The 18,368-nt window shown below is 41.1% G+C and carries 15 protein-coding genes and 1 pseudogene; 8 read left to right on the forward strand and 8 right to left on the reverse strand.

Annotated features, from left to right (window positions below):
* The first annotated feature begins 79 nt into the window (after positions 1-79).
* The 5 genes and pseudogenes from C6Y03_RS14770 (at position 80) to C6Y03_RS14785 (ending at position 5,177) form a co-directional block, all read left to right on the forward strand.
* Positions 80-1,612, forward strand: a complete 1,533-nt coding sequence (locus C6Y03_RS14770) for an FAD-dependent oxidoreductase (RefSeq protein WP_106039554.1) — start codon at positions 80-82, stop codon at positions 1,610-1,612.
* A gap of 91 nt (positions 1,613-1,703) precedes the next feature.
* Positions 1,704-2,243, forward strand: a pseudogene (locus C6Y03_RS19665) (protoglobin family protein); the annotation flags it as partial.
* A gap of 240 nt (positions 2,244-2,483) precedes the next feature.
* Complete coding sequence (locus C6Y03_RS19670; RefSeq protein WP_407707228.1) at positions 2,484-2,999, forward strand: methyl-accepting chemotaxis protein; 516 nt, start codon at positions 2,484-2,486, stop codon at positions 2,997-2,999.
* 61 nt (positions 3,000-3,060) lie between these two features.
* A complete protein-coding gene (locus C6Y03_RS14780; RefSeq protein ID WP_106031641.1) occupies positions 3,061-3,645 on the forward strand; it encodes a histidine phosphatase family protein in 585 nt (194 codons plus the stop codon).
* 386 nt (positions 3,646-4,031) lie between these two features.
* Positions 4,032-5,177, forward strand: a complete 1,146-nt coding sequence (locus C6Y03_RS14785; protein WP_060595933.1) for a serine alkaline protease SapB — start codon at positions 4,032-4,034, stop codon at positions 5,175-5,177.
* Positions 5,178-5,220: 43 nt separating this feature from the next.
* On the opposite strand, the gene C6Y03_RS14790 is transcribed toward C6Y03_RS14785, so the two are convergent.
* Positions 5,221-6,504, reverse strand: coding sequence for a M48 family metallopeptidase (locus tag C6Y03_RS14790; protein WP_106039555.1), 1,284 nt, complete (start codon positions 6,502-6,504; stop codon positions 5,221-5,223).
* 177 nt (positions 6,505-6,681) lie between these two features.
* On the opposite strand from C6Y03_RS14790, the gene C6Y03_RS14795 reads away from it, so the two are divergent.
* A complete protein-coding gene (locus C6Y03_RS14795; protein ID WP_106039556.1) occupies positions 6,682-7,089 on the forward strand; it encodes a YhfM domain-containing protein in 408 nt (135 codons plus the stop codon).
* Between the two features lie 114 nt (positions 7,090-7,203).
* Here the strand turns inward: C6Y03_RS14795 and C6Y03_RS14800 are convergent, their stop codons facing one another.
* From C6Y03_RS14800 to C6Y03_RS14810, 3 genes are all read right to left on the reverse strand, one after another.
* Positions 7,204-8,757, reverse strand: a complete 1,554-nt coding sequence (locus C6Y03_RS14800; protein WP_106039557.1) for a fatty acid--CoA ligase family protein — start codon at positions 8,755-8,757, stop codon at positions 7,204-7,206.
* 176 nt (positions 8,758-8,933) lie between these two features.
* A complete protein-coding gene (gene lplA, locus C6Y03_RS14805; RefSeq protein ID WP_095284979.1) occupies positions 8,934-9,923 on the reverse strand; it encodes a lipoate--protein ligase in 990 nt (329 codons plus the stop codon).
* A 2-nt stretch (positions 9,924-9,925) separates the two neighbouring features.
* Positions 9,926-10,669: an MBL fold metallo-hydrolase gene (locus tag C6Y03_RS14810; RefSeq protein WP_189318333.1), complete on the reverse strand. Its 744-nt coding sequence runs from the start codon at positions 10,667-10,669 to the stop codon at positions 9,926-9,928.
* Positions 10,670-10,825: 156 nt separating this feature from the next.
* On the opposite strand from C6Y03_RS14810, the gene yhfH reads away from it, so the two are divergent.
* On the forward strand, positions 10,826-10,963 hold the full coding sequence (gene yhfH, locus C6Y03_RS14815; protein ID WP_081279451.1) for a protein YhfH: 138 nt from the start codon (positions 10,826-10,828) through the stop codon (positions 10,961-10,963).
* A 339-nt stretch (positions 10,964-11,302) separates the two neighbouring features.
* A complete protein-coding gene (gene gltT / locus C6Y03_RS14820) occupies positions 11,303-12,592 on the forward strand; it encodes a glutamate/proton symporter GltT (protein ID WP_106039559.1) in 1,290 nt (429 codons plus the stop codon).
* Positions 12,593-12,625: 33 nt separating this feature from the next.
* Here the strand turns inward: gltT and C6Y03_RS14825 are convergent, their stop codons facing one another.
* The 4 genes from C6Y03_RS14825 to hemY form a co-directional block, all read right to left on the reverse strand.
* Positions 12,626-13,675 (reverse strand): M42 family metallopeptidase, encoded by a 1,050-nt coding sequence (locus tag C6Y03_RS14825; RefSeq protein WP_106039560.1) that lies wholly within the window; start codon positions 13,673-13,675, stop codon positions 12,626-12,628.
* Between the two features lie 143 nt (positions 13,676-13,818).
* Positions 13,819-16,128: a YhgE/Pip domain-containing protein gene (locus tag C6Y03_RS14830; RefSeq protein ID WP_060595928.1), complete on the reverse strand. Its 2,310-nt coding sequence runs from the start codon at positions 16,126-16,128 to the stop codon at positions 13,819-13,821.
* Positions 16,129-16,192: 64 nt separating this feature from the next.
* Positions 16,193-16,771 carry a TetR/AcrR family transcriptional regulator gene (locus C6Y03_RS14835; RefSeq protein ID WP_034620016.1) on the reverse strand — a complete coding sequence of 193 codons (579 nt, stop codon included), beginning with the start codon at positions 16,769-16,771 and terminating at the stop codon, positions 16,193-16,195.
* Between the two features lie 174 nt (positions 16,772-16,945).
* Positions 16,946-18,358 carry a protoporphyrinogen oxidase gene (hemY, locus tag C6Y03_RS14840; protein ID WP_060595927.1) on the reverse strand — a complete coding sequence of 471 codons (1,413 nt, stop codon included), beginning with the start codon at positions 18,356-18,358 and terminating at the stop codon, positions 16,946-16,948.
* Positions 18,359-18,368: the final 10 nt, after the last annotated feature.

Raw genomic sequence — 18,368 nt, forward strand, 5'->3', positions numbered from 1 at the left:
ACTAGTTTCCTTACGAATGTATGATTTTCATCATTGTGGAAAAATTATACACAACAAGTCACTAACTGGAGGCGACAATATGGAGCAAGAACATAAAGGATCGGAACAGGCAAAATCGTTATGGATAGCAGAAAGTCAGAAGCATTCTTTTCCTGCTGTACATGAGGATCTCACAGCAGATGTCATCATTGTTGGCGGCGGCATTACCGGTATCGCTACTGCGTTTGAAATGACAGAGCGCGGGCTGGATGTCATCATCATTGATGCCGATCAACTGCTGCAAGGTACGACCGGACATACGACAGCTAAGATTACCTCACAGCACGATGTGTACTACCATGAGCTGATTCAGCAAATTGGCATGCCCAAAGCTCGATTGTATGTAGAAGCAAACGAGAAAGCAAAAGAGCTGATTCAAGCTCGTGTCAAAGAGTACGACATCGATTGTCAGCTAGAGATAAAAGATGCTTACCTTTATACAAAGGAAGAAAGCGGTGTAAAAAAGTTAAAGAAGGAATTAGATGCCTACAAACAGCTTGGGATTGACCGAGAATGGAAAACAGCGCTTCCTTTTGATGCTGACATCAAAGCTGCCCTAGCAATGACGCAGCAGGCACAGTTTCATCCCCTTCATTATCTAAATGCACTAATCGACCAGCTCCTAGAGCGAGGTGTACGTATTTATGAACAGACAACTGCTGTTGACGTGAAAGAAGGAAACCGGCCTGCTGTCGTCACACAAGACGGACATCACCTGACAGGACGCTATATCATTTCCTGTTCGCACTTCCCTTTTTATGACGGGAAAGGACTTTATTTCACACGAATTCACCCAGAACAATCTTATGTGGTAGCAGCCAAAACAACGAAGCCGCTTCCAGACGGGATGTATTTAGGAATCGACCAGCCTGCTCATTCTTTAAGAACCGCAGAATGGCATGGTGAGGAAGTGGTTCTCATCGGAGGAGAAGGCCATAAAACTGGACAAGGCGGGGTTGAATCTGCTCACTATGAAGGATTAGAAAGGTTTGGAGACGCCACCCTTGGAATTGAAGAGGTGCTGTATCGCTGGTCGACACACGATATGGTCACAATGGATCAAATCCCTTACATTGGCCGCCTGACCAAACACCACCAAAATATCTTCGTTGCAACCGGTTTTAGAAAATGGGGCATGACGACAAGCCATGTCGCAGCCACTCTTATCGGTGATTTGATTGAGGGAAAATCGAATCCATACGAATCGATTTTTACGCCATCAAGACCTGTTTCTGACTCTTTCGTCAAAGATTTTATTAAAGAAAACAGCAATGTCGCTGCCAAGCTGATCAGTGGTAAATTAAAACGAACCGATCAAACAATTGATGATTTAAAGCCAGGTGAAGGCGGTATTGTATCTTACGAACATAAAAAATGCGGCGCCTTTAAATCAGAGGACGGGAATATCTTTCTTGTGGATACAACGTGTACTCACCTAGGCTGTGAAGTCGCTTGGAATAATAGCGACCACACTTGGGATTGCCCGTGTCACGGCTCACGTTTTTCCATTACTGGAGAGGTAGTAGAAGGCCCAGCAAAGAAACCACTAAAAAGGTCTTATAAAGAACAGTAAAATTTTACTGATTCCCTTTAAAAAATCCAATATTATCCGATAAATAATATAAAGTCTGATAATTTGTGATGATTATGGGGGGACCAAAACATTGTTATTTAAAAAAGAGACGAAAAGAAAAAACACTGCTTTTTTCACACAGCAGGATGATGGGATAAAACGAATCAACTTTTTAAACAATACGGATATCGCGAAACAAATCAAAATGATAGACCTGACGCAGCATGACCTCTTTATTCTAAAACAGCTCAATCCAATTGTTCAGGAGGATATTGCACATATCGTTGATAAATTTTATAAAAATTTAGAAGTCGAATCTTCCTTGATGCATATCATTCAAGATAATAGTTCTGTCGAACGTTTGAAAAAAACACTCCGCATTCATATTAGTGAAATGTTTGCAGGTGTGGTTGATGAAGCCTATGTGGCAAAACGAATTAAAATTGCGCAAGTTCATTTACGGATTGGCCTCCAGCCTAAATGGTATATGGCAGCATTCCAGGATCTTCTGCTATCGATTATGGATTTATTTGCTCAGCATATCCAAGATTTCAAAGAATATCAGACAGCAGTCAAAGCGACGACGAAAATCTTAAATTTAGAGCAGCAGCTTGTCCTGGATACATTCCAAAATGAATATTCTAAAATTCGTGATGAAGCAGAACAGCAGCAGCAGGAGCTTCATACAAAAATCACAGAAACATCAAATTCGCTTGCTTCTCTCTTCTCAAACACAACAAATGCAGTGGACAAGCTTGTATCAAAATCTGATGAGATGGCGGACATGTCGCAAGCTGGAACGCAAATTTCAGCACAGGTCGAGGAAAAATCGATCGGCGGTAAAAAAGAATTAGAAATTCAACAAACACAAATGAACCAAATTGATGGCAGCATGACAAAGATTGAAACAGAAATTAAGCGTTTAGAAGAAATCGCCAAACAGATTGAACAAATCTTTGGGATTGTCACAGGCATTGCAGAGCAGACGAATTTGTTATCTTTAAATGCCTCAATCGAATCTGCACGAGCTGGTGAACATGGTAAAGGCTTTGCTGTCGTCGCAAACGAGGTTCGTAAATTGTCAGAGGACACAAAGAAAACGGTTTCAACCGTGTCTGAACTCGTCAACAATACCAATTCACAAATCTCCATTGTGTCTCAGCACATTGGGGACGTGAATTTACTCGTGACAGACAGTAAAGAAAAAATGACTCAAATCAATTCGCTCTTCGATGATATCGTCAGCAGCATGAACTTAAGTAAAAACCAAAATGGAAAAATTGAAATCGACCTTCAAACCTTCCTTAACGAATTGAAGGAAGTCAAACAAACGGTGTCCCAAGTTGCCAGCTCAGTCGAATCCTTAACAAGTCTCACAAATCGCTGATCCAGTCTTTTTTTTTCTGCTTTAGTATAATAGAAGAAAAGATAGAAAAGGCGGGATTTGCTTGACAACAATTTGCCTAGTCAGACACGGGGAAACAGATTGGAATGCAGCGAAACGAATTCAAGGACGAACAGATATCCCTTTAAACGACACTGGTAAATGGCAGGCTGAACAAACGGGACTTTACTTAAAGAATGTCCATTGGGATGTTGTCATTTCCAGTCCACTCACAAGGGCAAAAGAAACGGCTCACTTGATTTTAAAACATGTAGATGCGCCTCTTGTCATCATGGATGATTTCATTGAACGTGATTATGGTGACGCTGAAGGCATGTCGTTTGAGGAGCGCCAAAAGCTGTTTCCAGATAAACAGTATCCAAACATGGAGCCGCTTGAGGCGATTCAAGATCGAATGGTAGAAGGCATTGAGAAAGTCAGAGCAGCCTATCCAAATCAACATGTCCTGATCGTGGCACACGGCGCTGCTATCCATGCTTTACTTACCACCTTAGCGGATGAACATCTGGGTCTAGAGAACACGAGACTTGTCAATGCTTGCTTAAATTATGTGGAATGGAAAGATGGTGAATGGAAGGTCCTTGATTACAACGTGGTCAGCCATTTAACTCAATCCTCCCCTTCTTAAAGAACCTGTTATTGTAACAGGTTCTTTTTAAACGACAAAAACAAAATAAAATAATATTTTTTATATCGAAATTCGAAATAGATGTTAGACGTTTCTACCTATTTTAAGGCTTTTCGGGTATCGAATATTTGTCCGAAAATGGATCATAAGAAAAAAAGCACACTTCCTTTTTAATAGATAACCGCTGAAACAGTAGAACAAACATATTTTCCCAACGTTTCCAAGTGACTTAATTCCCCAATTTTCGCTAGGACTTTCACAAAAATTCGGGTCTACTCTTATTTGCCTACTTCCCTTAAACTGAATATACAGAATAATCAAACGAATCATTCTTATAGACTACGAATGATTATTCTGAAATAAGAAAAAAGGGATGTGGATTGTGCGTGAAAAAGAAAAATGTAATGACAAGTGTTTTATTGGCTGTCCCTCTTCTGTTTTCAGCAGGGTTTGGAGGCTCCATGGCAAATGCCGAGACGGTCTCAAAGTCAGATAGTGAAAAGAGCTATATTGTCGGCTTTAAAGCCTCTGCCACCACAAACAGCTCTAAGAAACAAGCCGTCACTCAAAATGGCGGAAAACTAGAAAAGCAATATCGTCTTATTAATGCCGCACAAGTAAAGATGTCCGAACAAGCCGCAAAAAAACTTGAACATGACCCTAGCATTGCTTACGTAGAAGAAGACCACAAAGCAGAAGCATATGCACAAACCGTCCCTTATGGAATCCCTCAAATCAAAGCTCCAGCTGTACACGCTCAAGGTTATAAAGGTGCTAATGTCAAAGTAGCTGTCCTTGATACTGGAATCCACGCTGCACATCCTGACTTAAATGTTGCAGGCGGTGCCAGCTTCGTCCCTTCAGAGCCAAATGCCACCCAAGACTTTCAATCACATGGAACTCACGTAGCCGGAACCATTGCTGCCCTTGATAACACAATTGGTGTTCTTGGGGTCGCTCCAAGTGCTTCCCTATATGCTGTTAAAGTATTAGACCGCAATGGCGACGGACAATACAGCTGGATCATTAGCGGTATTGAATGGGCTGTAGCCAATAACATGGATGTCATCAATATGAGCTTAGGTGGACCAAACGGTTCAACAGCGCTTAAAAATGCCGTTGATACAGCAAATAACCGCGGAGTCGTTGTTGTGGCGGCCGCAGGTAATTCAGGTTCCACTGGCTCTACAAGTACAGTTGGCTATCCAGCAAAATATGATTCTACAATTGCCGTTGCCAATGTAAACAGCAGCAATGTCAGAAACTCGTCTTCCAGCGCAGGTCCTGAATTAGATGTTTCTGCACCTGGTACTTCTATTTTAAGTACAGTACCAAGCAGTGGATACACATCTTATACTGGAACTTCTATGGCGTCTCCTCATGTAGCAGGAGCAGCAGCGCTTATTCTTTCTAAAAATCCGAACCTATCAAATTCACAGGTTCGCCAGCGCTTAGAAAACACGGCAACACCGCTTGGTAACTCCTTCTATTACGGCAAAGGGTTAATCAACGCTCAAGCGGCTTCTAACTAAACAAGCGCGAAAAAAATCCGGCTGATCCAGCCGGTTTTTTTATTTATTGCTTCCTCGACGTTTCCTCTTTTTCCGCTGCATTTTCCATCTCCATGATTCTCTCCATCATGGTTGGGTGTCCATAGCGGAAGACCTTCACTAAAAGCGGTGGATTCACCTGAGACAGCCCTGATTTTGCAAGCTTTTGAAAAGACGTCACCCCTGACTCTCCGTCTTTTGTCAGGTTTACCGCATATTCGTCAGCTGCTCGTTCTTGATGTCTTGAAACTGCATTTGTAAAAGGTGAAGTTGCAAATGACAGCATCGATACGATAATGAGAAGAAGCGGAAGAGCAGCGATGTCGTTTGACACCCTCAGCCGAAATGGAACTGCTCCCTTTTGATAAAAATAAAAATAGAGACGGTCAATCGCAAAAAATCCGGCAAGTGACAGCACTAGATATCCTGCTAATCCTATATAGACATGCTTCATGACGTAATGTCCCATTTCATGTGCCATAATAAATAAAATTTCGCGATCTTTCAGCTTTTGCAGTGTCGTATCCCATAACACAATACGCTTATTTTCACCAATCCCTGTGACATAAGCATTCATTGTATTCGTTTTCTCAGACATATTGACCTCATATACATGATCTGCCGGGATATGTGCTTTGTCTGCAAGCGTTAAGATCTTGTTCTCAAGAGCTTGATCCTTTAGTGGATAAAAATTGTTATATAACGGATCAATGACGACCGGCTGTATAAAGAAGAGAAATAGCGTGAAGGGGACTGTCAAACACCAAGCATACAGCCACCAACGCTTTCTTCTTTTTTGAATGAGCCAAAAGAATACAATAGCACATAGGGCAAGAAGTGGATATTGAATCCAGAAATCCAGTATTTGATCTTTAAACCAGCTTGCCGTACTTTGAGCAGATACTCCGTAGTGCAAAGACAGCTGATAGCCAATCCACTTAATGGGCAATGAAATCAGCATTGTCAAAAGCGACAACACAAACACATATACAAGTTTGCTTAAAAATGTGAAACGAGCTGCTGCCAGGCTCCAGTCTGCTATTTTTCGTGAAAACCCTGAAATGAGCAGAAGAAAAAAAACATACCAATCTAATGGAATTGTCATGAAATACAGCAGATTACGTATGTTCGAGAAATTCTCGCTGATGACAAGTTCATGGCTTGTCATAAAGGTATGCGGATCTGCACTTGTTCCTTTTACACTTTCAGGAACCGATGAATCCCCAAATAGAAACAAATAAGAATAAATAAAAAGACCGTACAATATGTAAGCTACCGTTGCAAGAGCTACCCATTTACGTACTCGCACTGGTCAGCCTCCTTTCCATCCCTCTCTCTATTCTAATCAACCATTTTTTTGTTTAGAACCTGTCTCATGTGGCTCCATCATAGCATGCCCCATCTGAAAAAGCTTTCGCGAAAAAAATGATTATGCTACTCGAAAATCGGAGATGCTACATATAAAACAGAGAGTTGGAGGATTAAAATGAAGAAAATCCTTGCAGGAGTTGTGATCTTTGGACTTTTACTCATTACCTTCTTTTATGTGTTCAGCCGGACGAGCGAAATCTTTGATGAGAATCGAGCAGAAAAATTGCTGCTTTCACCTGCAAACGAGTCCATATCTTATGAAATAGATGATAAGGACACAGCAGAAGATTTAATAGAAGAATTAAACAAAGGCAAACAAACAAGCAATCATCTTAAGAAAAATTTAAAGGAACCAGATTATATCGCCAAGGTGATGTACGGCCGAACAAACGGCACCACCTTTCAGCTCTGGACGAGCCGATCACAGGTCGTTTTTTTAGTAGATGGGACTTATTATGAACTGAATCAAAAACAGTCTAATTCTTTTCAGAAACAGCTAAAAGAAGCGATTCAAAAGAGTTAAAATTTTATTTTAGCCCTTTGTCTTCTTTTCAGCGTGATAGAAAACCTTTTCAGACCTGAATGCGAGGGTTTGTCTACACGCTGAGGGAGCCTCCTCATAAGAGACTCCCTTTTTTTATTTACTTTCCTCTGCTTGATACTTTTCCTTTAGTGCTCTTCTTAAAATTTTACCTGTTGTGTTCTTTGGAATATCATCTATGAAATGGATCGTTTGGGGCTGCTTATATTTCGCTAAAAAGCGTGAACAATGTGTGATGATGTCTTCTTGATTGATGTGAGCATGTTTCTTAGGGGAAATGTAACAGACGACAGCTTCTCCGGTGTTCGGGTCTGGCACACCGATGACGACGGCTTCTGCTACAGCTTCATGTTGATAAAGCACTTCTTCTACTTCTCTTGGATAAACATTATACCCGCCAACGAGAATCATATCCTTTTTCCGATCGACAATATAAATGTATCCTTCTTCATCTCTTCTCGCTAAATCACCGGTATACAGCCAGCCGCCTCTTAGTGCAGCTTCAGTATCTTCTGGCATTTGATAATAGCCTTTCATAATGTTTGGTCCTTTTGCTATCAGCTCTCCGACTTCATTTGGACCGACTTCTTCTCCCAGTTCATTCACGATCTTATTCTTCACATTCATAATGTCGGTCCCAACTGAACCGGGTTTTCTTTTTCCATCAAGAGGATTGAATGCAGTTACTGGAGAAGCCTCTGATAATCCGTAACCCTCCAGCACCGTGACACCAAATTTTTTCTCAAAACCGTGAAGTAAGGCAACAGGCATTGAGGCACCGCCAGATATACAAATCCTCACTGAGGACATCGCTTCCTCGTGCCCTTCCTGGCGGTACAAATAGTTATACATAGTCGGAACACCAACAAATAACGTTGGCTTCTCTTTTTCCATCATACGCAAAAGCTCCGATGGGCTGAAATGCGGCATGACATAAATGGTCGCGCCATGAATCAATGGTGCATTCATACAAACCGTTAAACAAAATACGTGGAACATCGGCAAAGCGGCAATGACCTTGTCCTTTTCATCAATGGATAGGTACTCAGCGACGTCTCTGGCATTTGAATAAAGGTTGAAATGAGTCAGCATCGCACCCTTTGGTTTTCCTGTCGTGCCAGATGTAAATAGAATAACTGCCGTATCGTCCTGATGAATAGAAGGATGCACGTTCTCTTTCGCATGACCAGACACAAGCTTTCCAAAGAAGACAAGACGATCAGATACTTCCTTAAAACTTGATCTGCATGCAGATTCATTTTCTGCACAAATAATCACTCGTTCAATAGACGGAAGCTGTTCGTACACCTGCTCGTACACTGGCAGTAGCTGTTCAGGGGCAACAATCCCTTTTACATCACCTGTAATCAGCATATAGCCAATTTCACTAGGTGTGTATGTTGGATTGACTGGTACTACGACAAGTCCTGCCTTTAAGGCACCAAAAAAAGAAATGACAAAATGCGGTGAATTTCCTAAAATAAGCGCGATATGATCCCCAGCTTGAAACCCTTCGTTGACTATTCCATCTGCAAATCGCTCGATACTTGTCATCAGCTCTCGATAGGTCCACTTATTTCCTTCAAAGATCAATGCGATATTTTCTCCTTTCGTCATCGCCGTCTGCTCTAGATTTTTGATCAAATCCATTCTCCCACCCCTTACATGTCATCAATGAATGAATAGCCATTCATTTTATAGCCAAACATTCCTCCTTTCTATTATAATAGACAATCGAAAAAATCCACAAGATCAAATGTGAATCGCTTTCATTTCTTTCAATCAAAAAAGCACCGCTATCTCTAGCCGTGCCGTGCTTGTCCCTTTTAATAAATCAAATCAAGAAAATCCTCTTTTGATACGTTGCCGAAGTAGTGGCGCATATCCATATCTTCTAATACGCCGCTGATCGTTTTGCGATCATATTGCTCCCCAATGAGTCTTTTTTCAATATCAGCAATATCCCCTACACCAAAGAAATCACCAAAGATTTTGCAGTCTTGGATGATGCCTTTTTTCACTTCTAATCGAAGATCAATGGAGCCGGCTGGGAATCTTTTAGAATGCTGTAAATTAAATTTCGGTGAACGGCCGTAGTTCCATTCCCATTTTTGATATCGATCCCGAGAAATCTCGTGAATCTTTTCCCAATCCTTCTCAGTCAACTGATATTGAGGGACATCCCCATTCGTATCGAAAATGTAACTTAGAAGAATTTTTCTAAATTCTTCTGTTGTCATCTTTTGATCCATCAATTCACTAATATTGGCAACCCTGCTTCTAATGGATTTAATGCCTTTTGATTCAATCTTTTCTTTTTTCACATTTAAAGCCGAAACGACATGTTCGATTTCTGAATCAAATAGCAGCGTGCCATGGCTGAAAATACGTCCTCTTGTAGCGAACTGGGCATTTCCAGAAATTTTTCGCCCATCTGCCATGATGTCATTTCTCCCGCTTAATTCCGCTTTGACACCAAGCTTTTCAAGCGCTTTGATGACTGGCTCGGTGAACTTTTTGAAGTTATGGAAGCTGTCCCCATCGTCTTTTGTGATAAAGCTGAAGTTTAAGTTTCCTTTGTCATGGTAAACTGCGCCACCACCAGACAGGCGGCGGACAACTTTGATGCCGTTGTCTTCTACATACTTCGTATTGATTTCTTCTATTGTATTTTGGTTCTTTCCAATAATAATCGACGGCTGATTGATGTAAAACAGCAAATACGTTTCATCAGGATCTAAATATTTTAAGCAATACTCTTCTATTGCCAAATTAATCATTGGATCATAATGTTGTTCGTTATCGATAAACAGCATCTCTATCTTCCTTCCTTGTTCCATCTAAGCCCTGAATGGGCAAGCTGTATATTGCCAGTATATAACGCCTGTGCTTCATTGACTAGGTCTTTATGACGACCAAAATGGGGCAGATGCGTGATGATGAGTTCCCCAACATTTGCTTCCTTTGCAAGCTTGCCCGCCTCTGTACTGTTCATATGTCCTGCACTCGATCCGTCCTGTCCAGCATAAAAATTGCTTTCAGCAATCAGTAGATCTGCATCCTTGCTAAATGGGATAAATGCGTCCTGATAACTTGAGTCTGCTGTATACACCACCACAGCATCCCCTGCCTGAATTCTCATAGCATAGCATTCTGCCGGATGAACCGTTTTCAAAAAATCAATTTGAAATGGACCAATTTGAATACCCTCTTCTGGCTGATAAGCCTCTGCCTTAGTATGTACATCATCCGCAAGTCGCCCAAATGCTTTTTGATCACCTGTATGTCCATAGATCGGAAGCGGACCGCTGCTTTTTCCTAAATGATATCCCACTAGCTTCGCATATTGGAGTGGTCCGATATCCGCAATATGATCGTGGTGATAATGAGAAAGGAGAACAGCATCTAGTTCTTCTATATCAATGTATTGCTGCAGTTTGGAAAGAACACCGCTCCCGCAGTCTACAAGCAGACGAAAGCCATCTGATTCAAAAAGGTACCCTGACGTCGCTTCACCAGCGGCCGGAAACCCTCCGTAGCATCCAATGACAGTTAATTTCATCGTCATTTTTCCCTCCTTTTCTAAAAATCCCCTTCTTACAATATACCCATTTTTCATGAAAAAAGCATTCTTCTTGCCTATTGTTACAAAACAGATTGACAATTATTAATCTGTTATAATACAATAATAGCAACAAAACGTATTGGAGGATGACAAATGCTAGGAAAAATCACTGAGTTTTTTAGAAATTTGCCCTCAAAGAAATGCTCAAAATGTGGAAATGATTTAATGGAACAACACGAGTGTTACGGTAATGAATGTGAGGAATGCTCACAAGTAAGTTATCTTAAATAAGGTAAAAAATTGAATTAAAAAGCACTTTTTTCCTCCATCGTCAGTTGGAGTCAAAAGTGCTTTTTATTTTTTCTGAAAAATAGGTAAAAAGGTAAAACCCTTGTCCTAAAAGGGTTTTTTAGTATTTTTATATGATGAGTTTTAGTTCTGAAGACACTTTTTATTGACTTGAATCAATAAAGGAGGTTCTAAATGTTCATTTTTTCAAACAATTTTGTATTTTCTTAATATAATTTAATCGTGGACGAGCCTCTTTAATTTTAGTTATACTTTAATTCATATATTAAAACTTAATATGATGGGAATATTCCTTTAATGAATATGTTAGGGAGGAAATCTATGAAAAAATTAAAATTTGGATTAGCTACACAAATCCTAATCGGTCTTATTCTCGGTGTCGTTGTTGGGGCAATCTTTTTCGGTAACCCAGGCGTTGAGACTTATTTAAAACCAATTGGAGACTTCTTCTTAAGACTCATTAAGATGATTGTTATACCAATTGTTGTATCTAGCTTAATTTTAGGTGTTGCAGGTGCCGGTGATGGTAAAAAAGTAGGGAAACTTGGTTTTAGAACTATTCTTTATTTTGAAATTATCACAACATTTGCGATTATTCTTGGTCTTGCGCTTGCAAACTTTGTTCAACCTGGTGCAGGCGTTGACTTTGGAAATACGGAAAAACAAGATATTAGCCAGTATGTTGAAACGGAAAAAGAGCAAAGCAGCAAATCAGTTGCTGATACGTTCCTTCATATCGTTCCAACGAACTTCTTCCAATCATTGGCGGAAGGTGATTTGCTTGCGATTATTTTCTTCACTGTGTTATTTGGTCTTGGCGTTTCAGCCATTGGTGAACGCGGCAAACCAGTGCTCGCCTTCTTCGAAGGTGTATCACACGCCATGTTCCATGTCGTCAATGTTGTGATGAAAGCTGCACCATTTGGTGTCTTCGCACTCATTGGTGTGACTGTATCAAAATTTGGTCTTGAATCTCTTATTTCATTAGGTAAGCTTGTAGGTCTTGTTTATTTTGCGCTCGCTCTCTTCCTTATCGTTGTATTCGGAATTATTGGAAAGATGATTGGCGTCAATATTTTCAGATTTCTTGCTTACATGAAAGACGAAATGCTTCTTGCCTTTAGTACATCCAGCTCTGAAACAGTTTTACCAAGAGTCATGGATAAAATGGAGCGCATTGGATGTCCGAAGGGAATTGTTTCTTTCGTTATCCCAATCGGTTATACGTTTAACCTAGACGGCTCCGTACTGTATCAAGCTATTGCTGCGCTTTTCCTTGCACAGGTATATGGCATTGACCTCACGATCGTCCAGCAGCTCACACTTGTTCTTGTACTGATGGTGACATCTAAAGGAATGGCTGCCGTTCCTGGCACTTCCTTTGTTGTATTACTCGCAACATTAGGAACGATCGGTGTACCTGCTGAAGGTCTTGCATTTATTGCAGGTGTGGATCGTATCATGGATATGGCGCGAACAGTTGTTAACTTAACAGGAAATGCACTTGCAGCTGTTGTGATGTCTAAATGGGAAGGACAATATGACCCTGAAAAAGGACATCGCGTGATGACTGGACAAGAAGTACCTGAACCGACACAGCTTTCAAGCTAACGAAAAAGAACCCCATCTATCGGGGTTCTTTTTTTATGCCGTGATTAATTCTGATTGAACATAGTGATAAAGGAGATTCGCTGTATGGACGAGAGAATCTTCATGTGTTCGTTCAAATGCATGCGAGGAATCTATGCCAGGACCAATCAGTCCATGAATGATATCATACCCTGCTCTAATGGCTGCTGATGCATCAGAGCCGTAATAAGGGTAAATATCTAGACGGTAATCAATATTGTTCTCCTCTGCTAATGCGGCTAAACGCTTGCGTAATCCATAATGATAAGGACCGCTTGAGTCCTTCACACAAATAGACACACTGTATTCATCTGTTGATTGACCATCGCCGATAGCTCCCATATCGACAGCGAGGTATTCCACCGTTTCTTCTGGAATATTGGAATTTCCACCGTAGCCAATCTCTTCATTATTGGAAATTAAGAAGTGCGTCGTATGCGGCAATGTGATGTTTTCCTTTTGAATGCGGTGGATGAGTCGCAGCAAGAGCGCCACACTTGCCTTGTCATCAAGGTGTCTTGATTTAATAAAACCTGAAGACGTCACTTCCACTCTAGGATCAAATGAGATAAAGTCCCCTACTTGAATGCCAAGTGCTTTGACATCGTCTGCATTTTGCACCTTTTCATCGAGTCGGATCTCCATATTCTCTTGGTTTCGTTTTGCTTTTCCCGCATCCGCATAGACATGAACTGACGTTTGATGCATGAGAATGGTTCCTGTGTATGTATGGCCTGAAGCGGTTTCAATTTCACAGTATTCACCTTCGATTGAGTTATACTGAAAGCCTCCAATGAGTGCAAGACGAAGCCGTCCATTTGATTTAATCTCCTTTACCATCGCACCAAGCGTATCGACATGTGCTGTCAGCATGCGGTGTTCCTTATCATCGGTTCCTTTAATAGTGGCAATTAAGCCGCCCTTTCGATTTCGTTTTGTCTCAATATTTACATCCTGTAAAAAGCGTTCAACAAAGCCAATCACCTTTTCTGTATTCCCTGACGGACTTGGGATCGATACGAGCTTTTGAATCAGCTGAACGGTTTCGTTTACTTCAGTTGTCATTCGGCATTTCCTCCTTTGTCTGAAAGCAATTCCTTCCATGTATGCCTTTTATAGCATCTCTTCTTAAAATATATCGCTTCGGGTTCAAGATGTCTAATTTCAAATCAAAAATCCTTCCTCTATAAAGAGAAAGGATTTCTTGATTAAGCTTCGTCTTGTTTCATTTTTCTTACGTTCCAAGCAAAGTATGCGGTTGTTGCCGCCATCATGATGATCGCAACTGTTCCAAGAATCGCTGCTTGGTGCCATAAATAGCTGTCATCACCGCTTGCAATGATCGTTCTAAATCCATTGATTGTATATGTCATTGGAAGCAGACTATGAATGACTTGGAAGAATTTAGGGACAAGCTCAAGCGGGAATGTACCAGCACTTGCTGCGAGCTGAAGAACTAAGATAATGACGGCAATGAAGCGTCCTGGGTTCCCCATTGTTGTCGCTAGCAGCTGAATGATCGCTAAGAATGTCAGACTGACGATGATTGCAAAGAGATAGAAGCGCCAGAGACTTTCCACCTCAAGACCAAGCCCAAAGATGAGCATCGTACTTGCAATGACTGCTTGCAGGATACCGACAAGCAGAAGCACGCTATATTTGCTGACAAACCATTCAAACGCATTTCTAGGGCGTCCAGCAGGGTCTTTCATTGGGAATACAACGGTGAGCATCAGAGCCCCAACAAAGAGTCCCATGGATAAAATATAAGGCGTGAGCCCTGTTCCATAATTATCAATCTTTTTCGCTGTATCATTCTCTGTTTTAACAGGGCTTGCAATCATATTGTAATTGTCTTGATTTGCATCAATTTCCCCTGTTTCATCAGCGGCGCTTTTCAATTTATTGGACAGCTTACCTGTACCGCTCTTTAAATCTCCCAATCCTTTATCAAGCGATTTTGAGCCTTCGGCAAGCTTAGATGTATTGCTTTGGATATTTGTTGAACCACTTTCCAGCTTATTTAACGCTGCGCTAAGCTGGCTTGATCCATTTGCAAGCTTATCCGCTCCGCTTTTCGCCGTATCAAGCTTTCCATTTGCTGTTTGCAGGCCATCTTGTAATTGGCCTTGACCTGTTTGAAGCTTCAATGCACCTTGATACAATTTATTTGTACCAGATGTCATTTGGTCGATCGCATTTTGTATCGCGACTGTAGACGTGTACAGCTGTTCTGTTTTCTTTGGCAGCTGTTTGACTTGCTGCAGCTGCGCTTTTGCAGATGCAACCGCAGACTGTACCTCACTTGCATCAGGCAGTTCCTGCAAGGCCGCTAAGCTTTGTTCGAGTCCAGACAGATCAGGCAGTTCGATTTTAGGCAGACTGTTCAGCTGATCCATTGCCGCCTTTTTCTCTTCATCTGTCATGGAACTGTTTTGGATAATGCTTTTTACTTTAGCATCTCGATTTGATAATGCTTCTTTTAATGAAGCAAGTTTTGTACTGAACGTTTTTGCGTCTTTTTTCACCTGATCGAGTTTAGGCGCCATCTTTTCAAGATTCGCTAATTCTGGTGACGATAAGACTTTTTCTACTGCTGCAATTTTTTCTGAAAAGGATTGTGCTTTATTGTTTAGCTGCTCAATGCCCGCTGTGAATTGCGGCATTTTAGAAGCGAGCTGCTGATGTCCTTCACGGCTTGTGTTTAATCCTTCGGTTAATGTATCAATTCCTGTACCAAGATCTCCAAATTTCTGATCAATGGTTTGATAGCCTGTTAAGAGCTGACCGAGCCCACTGTCTAGAGACTGTATGCCTGTGTTCAGTTCACCCATTTTCCCTGCGAACTGATGAACACCTTCGCTATAGGTTAACGTACCTTCAGCCAATTTGGCTAAGTTGTCTTTTAACTTTGTACTGCCATCTTTTGCGCTTTTTGTTCCGTCATCAATTTTCTTCGCGCCATCGCTTGCTTGATCTAATCCTTTTGCAATCGTTTTGAAGTTATCAAAGATGACCTCGGCGTAATTTTTTGTGACTTCCTTTGAAACCGAATCTTTTAATTTGATAATGGCATTATTCGCAATTTGTGACGCCGCATAGTTTGCGCCTGGATTCGTATAATATTTCAGATTCGATTTTTTCGGATGTTTATCTAACACTGTACTTGCATTTTTCGAGAAGTCTTTTGGTATTTCCACAACGAGATAATAATCCTCGTTATTTAATCCCTTTACGGCCTTTTCTTCACTATCGACAAAATTCCATTTGAAATTATCGTTTTTCTTTAATTCCTTCACTAAATCATCGCCGACATGAAGGGTTTTCCCGTCATAATGACTGCCTTCATCCAAGTTGACAACCGCTACAGGCAGTTGATCAACTGTACCATATGGATCCCAATATGCTTTTAAAAATACACCACTGTAAATCAGCGGAATAAATAAGACAGCTAAAATCGGGATCAGTAGTTTTTTGCTCGTTACAATGTCTTTCCATTGATTCCGAATTAAATTCATTGCTGTTTTCCTCCCATAGATGAATGACTAAATATAAAATTTGGTCATATGAACTCAAAAAAAATTATGTTGTTGCAGATAGTCCTTTTAAGACATAAAGCTCCAGCGATTCGGCTACCTCTTCTTTTGTTAAAGGCTCGTATCGCTTTTCCCAATCAAAAATCAGTGCAATATATAGTTTCACCATCACAAATGCAGTCAATTCAGGATCACAAGGCTTAATGTCGCCTTTATCCATCGCTTCTTGTACTTTCATTTTGATATAGCGAATGATCATCTGCTCCATCTTTTCGATCATTTCCTTGACCGCTGACGTGCCAAGCTCCGCATTTTCCTGAAAAATCTTAATTGTGAGCTGGTGGTTTTTTCGAAATTCTAAAATTGCAAAGAGTGCTAAGTGAAGGTTTTCAGAGAAACTATTCTTCTCATCAATCGCCTCATCCGCAATTTTCCTCATCTCTAGTAAAAGGGATGTGAAAATTTCATCGAACAACTCTTCTTTGTTTTTGAAAAATGTATAAATGGTACCTTTCCCGACGTTGGCAAGCTTCGCCACGAGGTCCATTGTGGTCGCTTTATACCCGAATTGAGTAAATGCCTTCGTCGCACCATCTAAAATCATTTGTCTCCTATCAACACTCATGATCTCACTCCCGAAATGACTATTTGAACGTTTTGGTCATTAAGTACAGAAAGTAATATACCATATCCCTTTCCCCGGATGCAACAACTTTGTTCACATTTATGATTCCCAACTCTTTTCGAATGATTCGAACATGAAAAACTCCCTTTCCATGACAGAAAAGGGAGTTGTTTTTTATGAAAATAGATACGATACAGCTTCTGAGATGGCGGCTTTTCCTTGATCAATACAATCAGGGATTCCAACACCTTCAAAAGCAGCACCTGTGATATAAACACCAGGATATGATTGCTTAAACGTTTCTCGCATGTTCGAAATAGCTTTTTGATGACCGACGTGATATTGCGGCATACTGGTCTTCCAGCGAGTCACTGTCGTCAATTCTGGATCTGCTTTAATATCCATGATTCTCTTTAAATCTTCAAGCACGATGCTGACGATTTGACTGTCTGACTGCTCGACAATCGATTCGTCGCCAGCTTTTCCGACATACGCACGCAATAGCGTTTTTCCTTTCGGAGCTGTATGCGGCCATTTTTTGTTTGTCCATGTACAGGCCGTAATAGAGAAATCACTGTTTCTTGAGATGACAAAACCAGTGCCGTCATATTCATTATGAACATCCTCTTCTTTAAAACCGAGTGCTACCGTTGCAACAGAAGTAGAGGTCATGTCATGCAAATACTCAAGCCCTGCTTCTTTAGGAAACATGGAATAGATCGATTGATGCGGAGTCGTGACAATGGTTGAATCGGCAAAAAGCGTTTGACCGCTGTCTAATTGCACACCATAGCCTCCCTCTGTTTTTTCAATCTGCTTCACTTTTGTCCCTTTATACACCGTTGTCAGCTTGAGCTTACTTTCTACTGCTTCCACAAGCGACTGCAGTCCTTGATTGATCGTTTGGAACTGTCCTTGTTTTTTCGCAGTCACTTGCTGTGCTTTCGCATGCTGCTGTGATTTTTTCATCCCAAGAATCAAACTGCGATGCTGCTGTTCTGTTTGATAAAATTGCGGGAAGGTGGACATTAAGCTCAGGCGGTCAATATCCCCTGCGTAAATGCCTGATAGAAGCGGCTCGATTAAATTCTCAACGACCTCATCACCCACACGTCTTCTAAAAAATTCACCAAGCGACTGATCTTCGGTCTGCTTGCTTTTTGGCAACACGAAATCCATCGCCGCTCTCGCTTTTCCCGCAACTGAAAAAAGACCAGTTGTAATAAATGGGCTGATTTGAGTTGGAATACCCATCACAGCACCCTTTGGCATCGGATGAAGGGTTTCGTTGACTAGTACATACGCTTGCCCAGTTTCATTATTGACGAGCTGATCGGACAGACCGACATCCTTAGCCAGCTGCGGTCCACTGACTTTTCTTTCTAAAAATGAATCAGGTCCACGTTCGATGATGTAGCCGTCTTTATATAATGTTTGTATTTTTCCACCTAGCCTAGGGCTCGCTTCAATAAGAGATATTTGAATCGGAAGACCTTTTTCTTCGACTTCCTTTTCCAAATAGAAGGCGGCGGCTAAACCAGTGATGCCACCGCCAATGATGACAAGGTGTTTTTGATTGTCATGCATAGGATCGCCT

The organism is Bacillus sp. LNXM65 (assembly GCF_002998575.1).
In the GTDB taxonomy this organism is placed as follows: domain Bacteria; phylum Bacillota; class Bacilli; order Bacillales; family Bacillaceae; genus Bacillus.

Bases quoted from the DNA above. Each gene is read 5' to 3' on its own strand.
- C6Y03_RS14770 (WP_106039554.1), top strand. From the start codon at position 80: ATGGAGCAAGAACATAAAGGATCGGAACAGGCAAAATCGTTATGGATA.
- C6Y03_RS19670 (WP_407707228.1), top strand. From the start codon at position 2,484: ATGAACCAAATTGATGGCAGCATGACAAAGATTGAAACAGAAATTAAG.
- C6Y03_RS14795 (WP_106039556.1), top strand. From the start codon at position 6,682: ATGAAGAAAATCCTTGCAGGAGTTGTGATCTTTGGACTTTTACTCATT.
- C6Y03_RS14800 (WP_106039557.1), bottom strand. From the start codon at position 8,757: ATGGATTTGATCAAAAATCTAGAGCAGACGGCGATGACGAAAGGAGAA.
- lplA (WP_095284979.1), bottom strand. From the start codon at position 9,923: ATGCTGTTTATCGATAACGAACAACATTATGATCCAATGATTAATTTG.
- C6Y03_RS14810 (WP_189318333.1), bottom strand. From the start codon at position 10,669: ATGAAATTAACTGTCATTGGATGCTACGGAGGGTTTCCGGCCGCTGGT.
- yhfH (WP_081279451.1), top strand. From the start codon at position 10,826: ATGCTAGGAAAAATCACTGAGTTTTTTAGAAATTTGCCCTCAAAGAAA.
- gltT (WP_106039559.1), top strand. From the start codon at position 11,303: ATGAAAAAATTAAAATTTGGATTAGCTACACAAATCCTAATCGGTCTT.
- C6Y03_RS14825 (WP_106039560.1), bottom strand. From the start codon at position 13,675: ATGACAACTGAAGTAAACGAAACCGTTCAGCTGATTCAAAAGCTCGTA.
- C6Y03_RS14830 (WP_060595928.1), bottom strand. From the start codon at position 16,128: ATGAATTTAATTCGGAATCAATGGAAAGACATTGTAACGAGCAAAAAA.
- C6Y03_RS14835 (WP_034620016.1), bottom strand. From the start codon at position 16,771: ATGAGTGTTGATAGGAGACAAATGATTTTAGATGGTGCGACGAAGGCA.
- hemY (WP_060595927.1), bottom strand. From the start codon at position 18,358: ATGCATGACAATCAAAAACACCTTGTCATCATTGGCGGTGGCATCACT.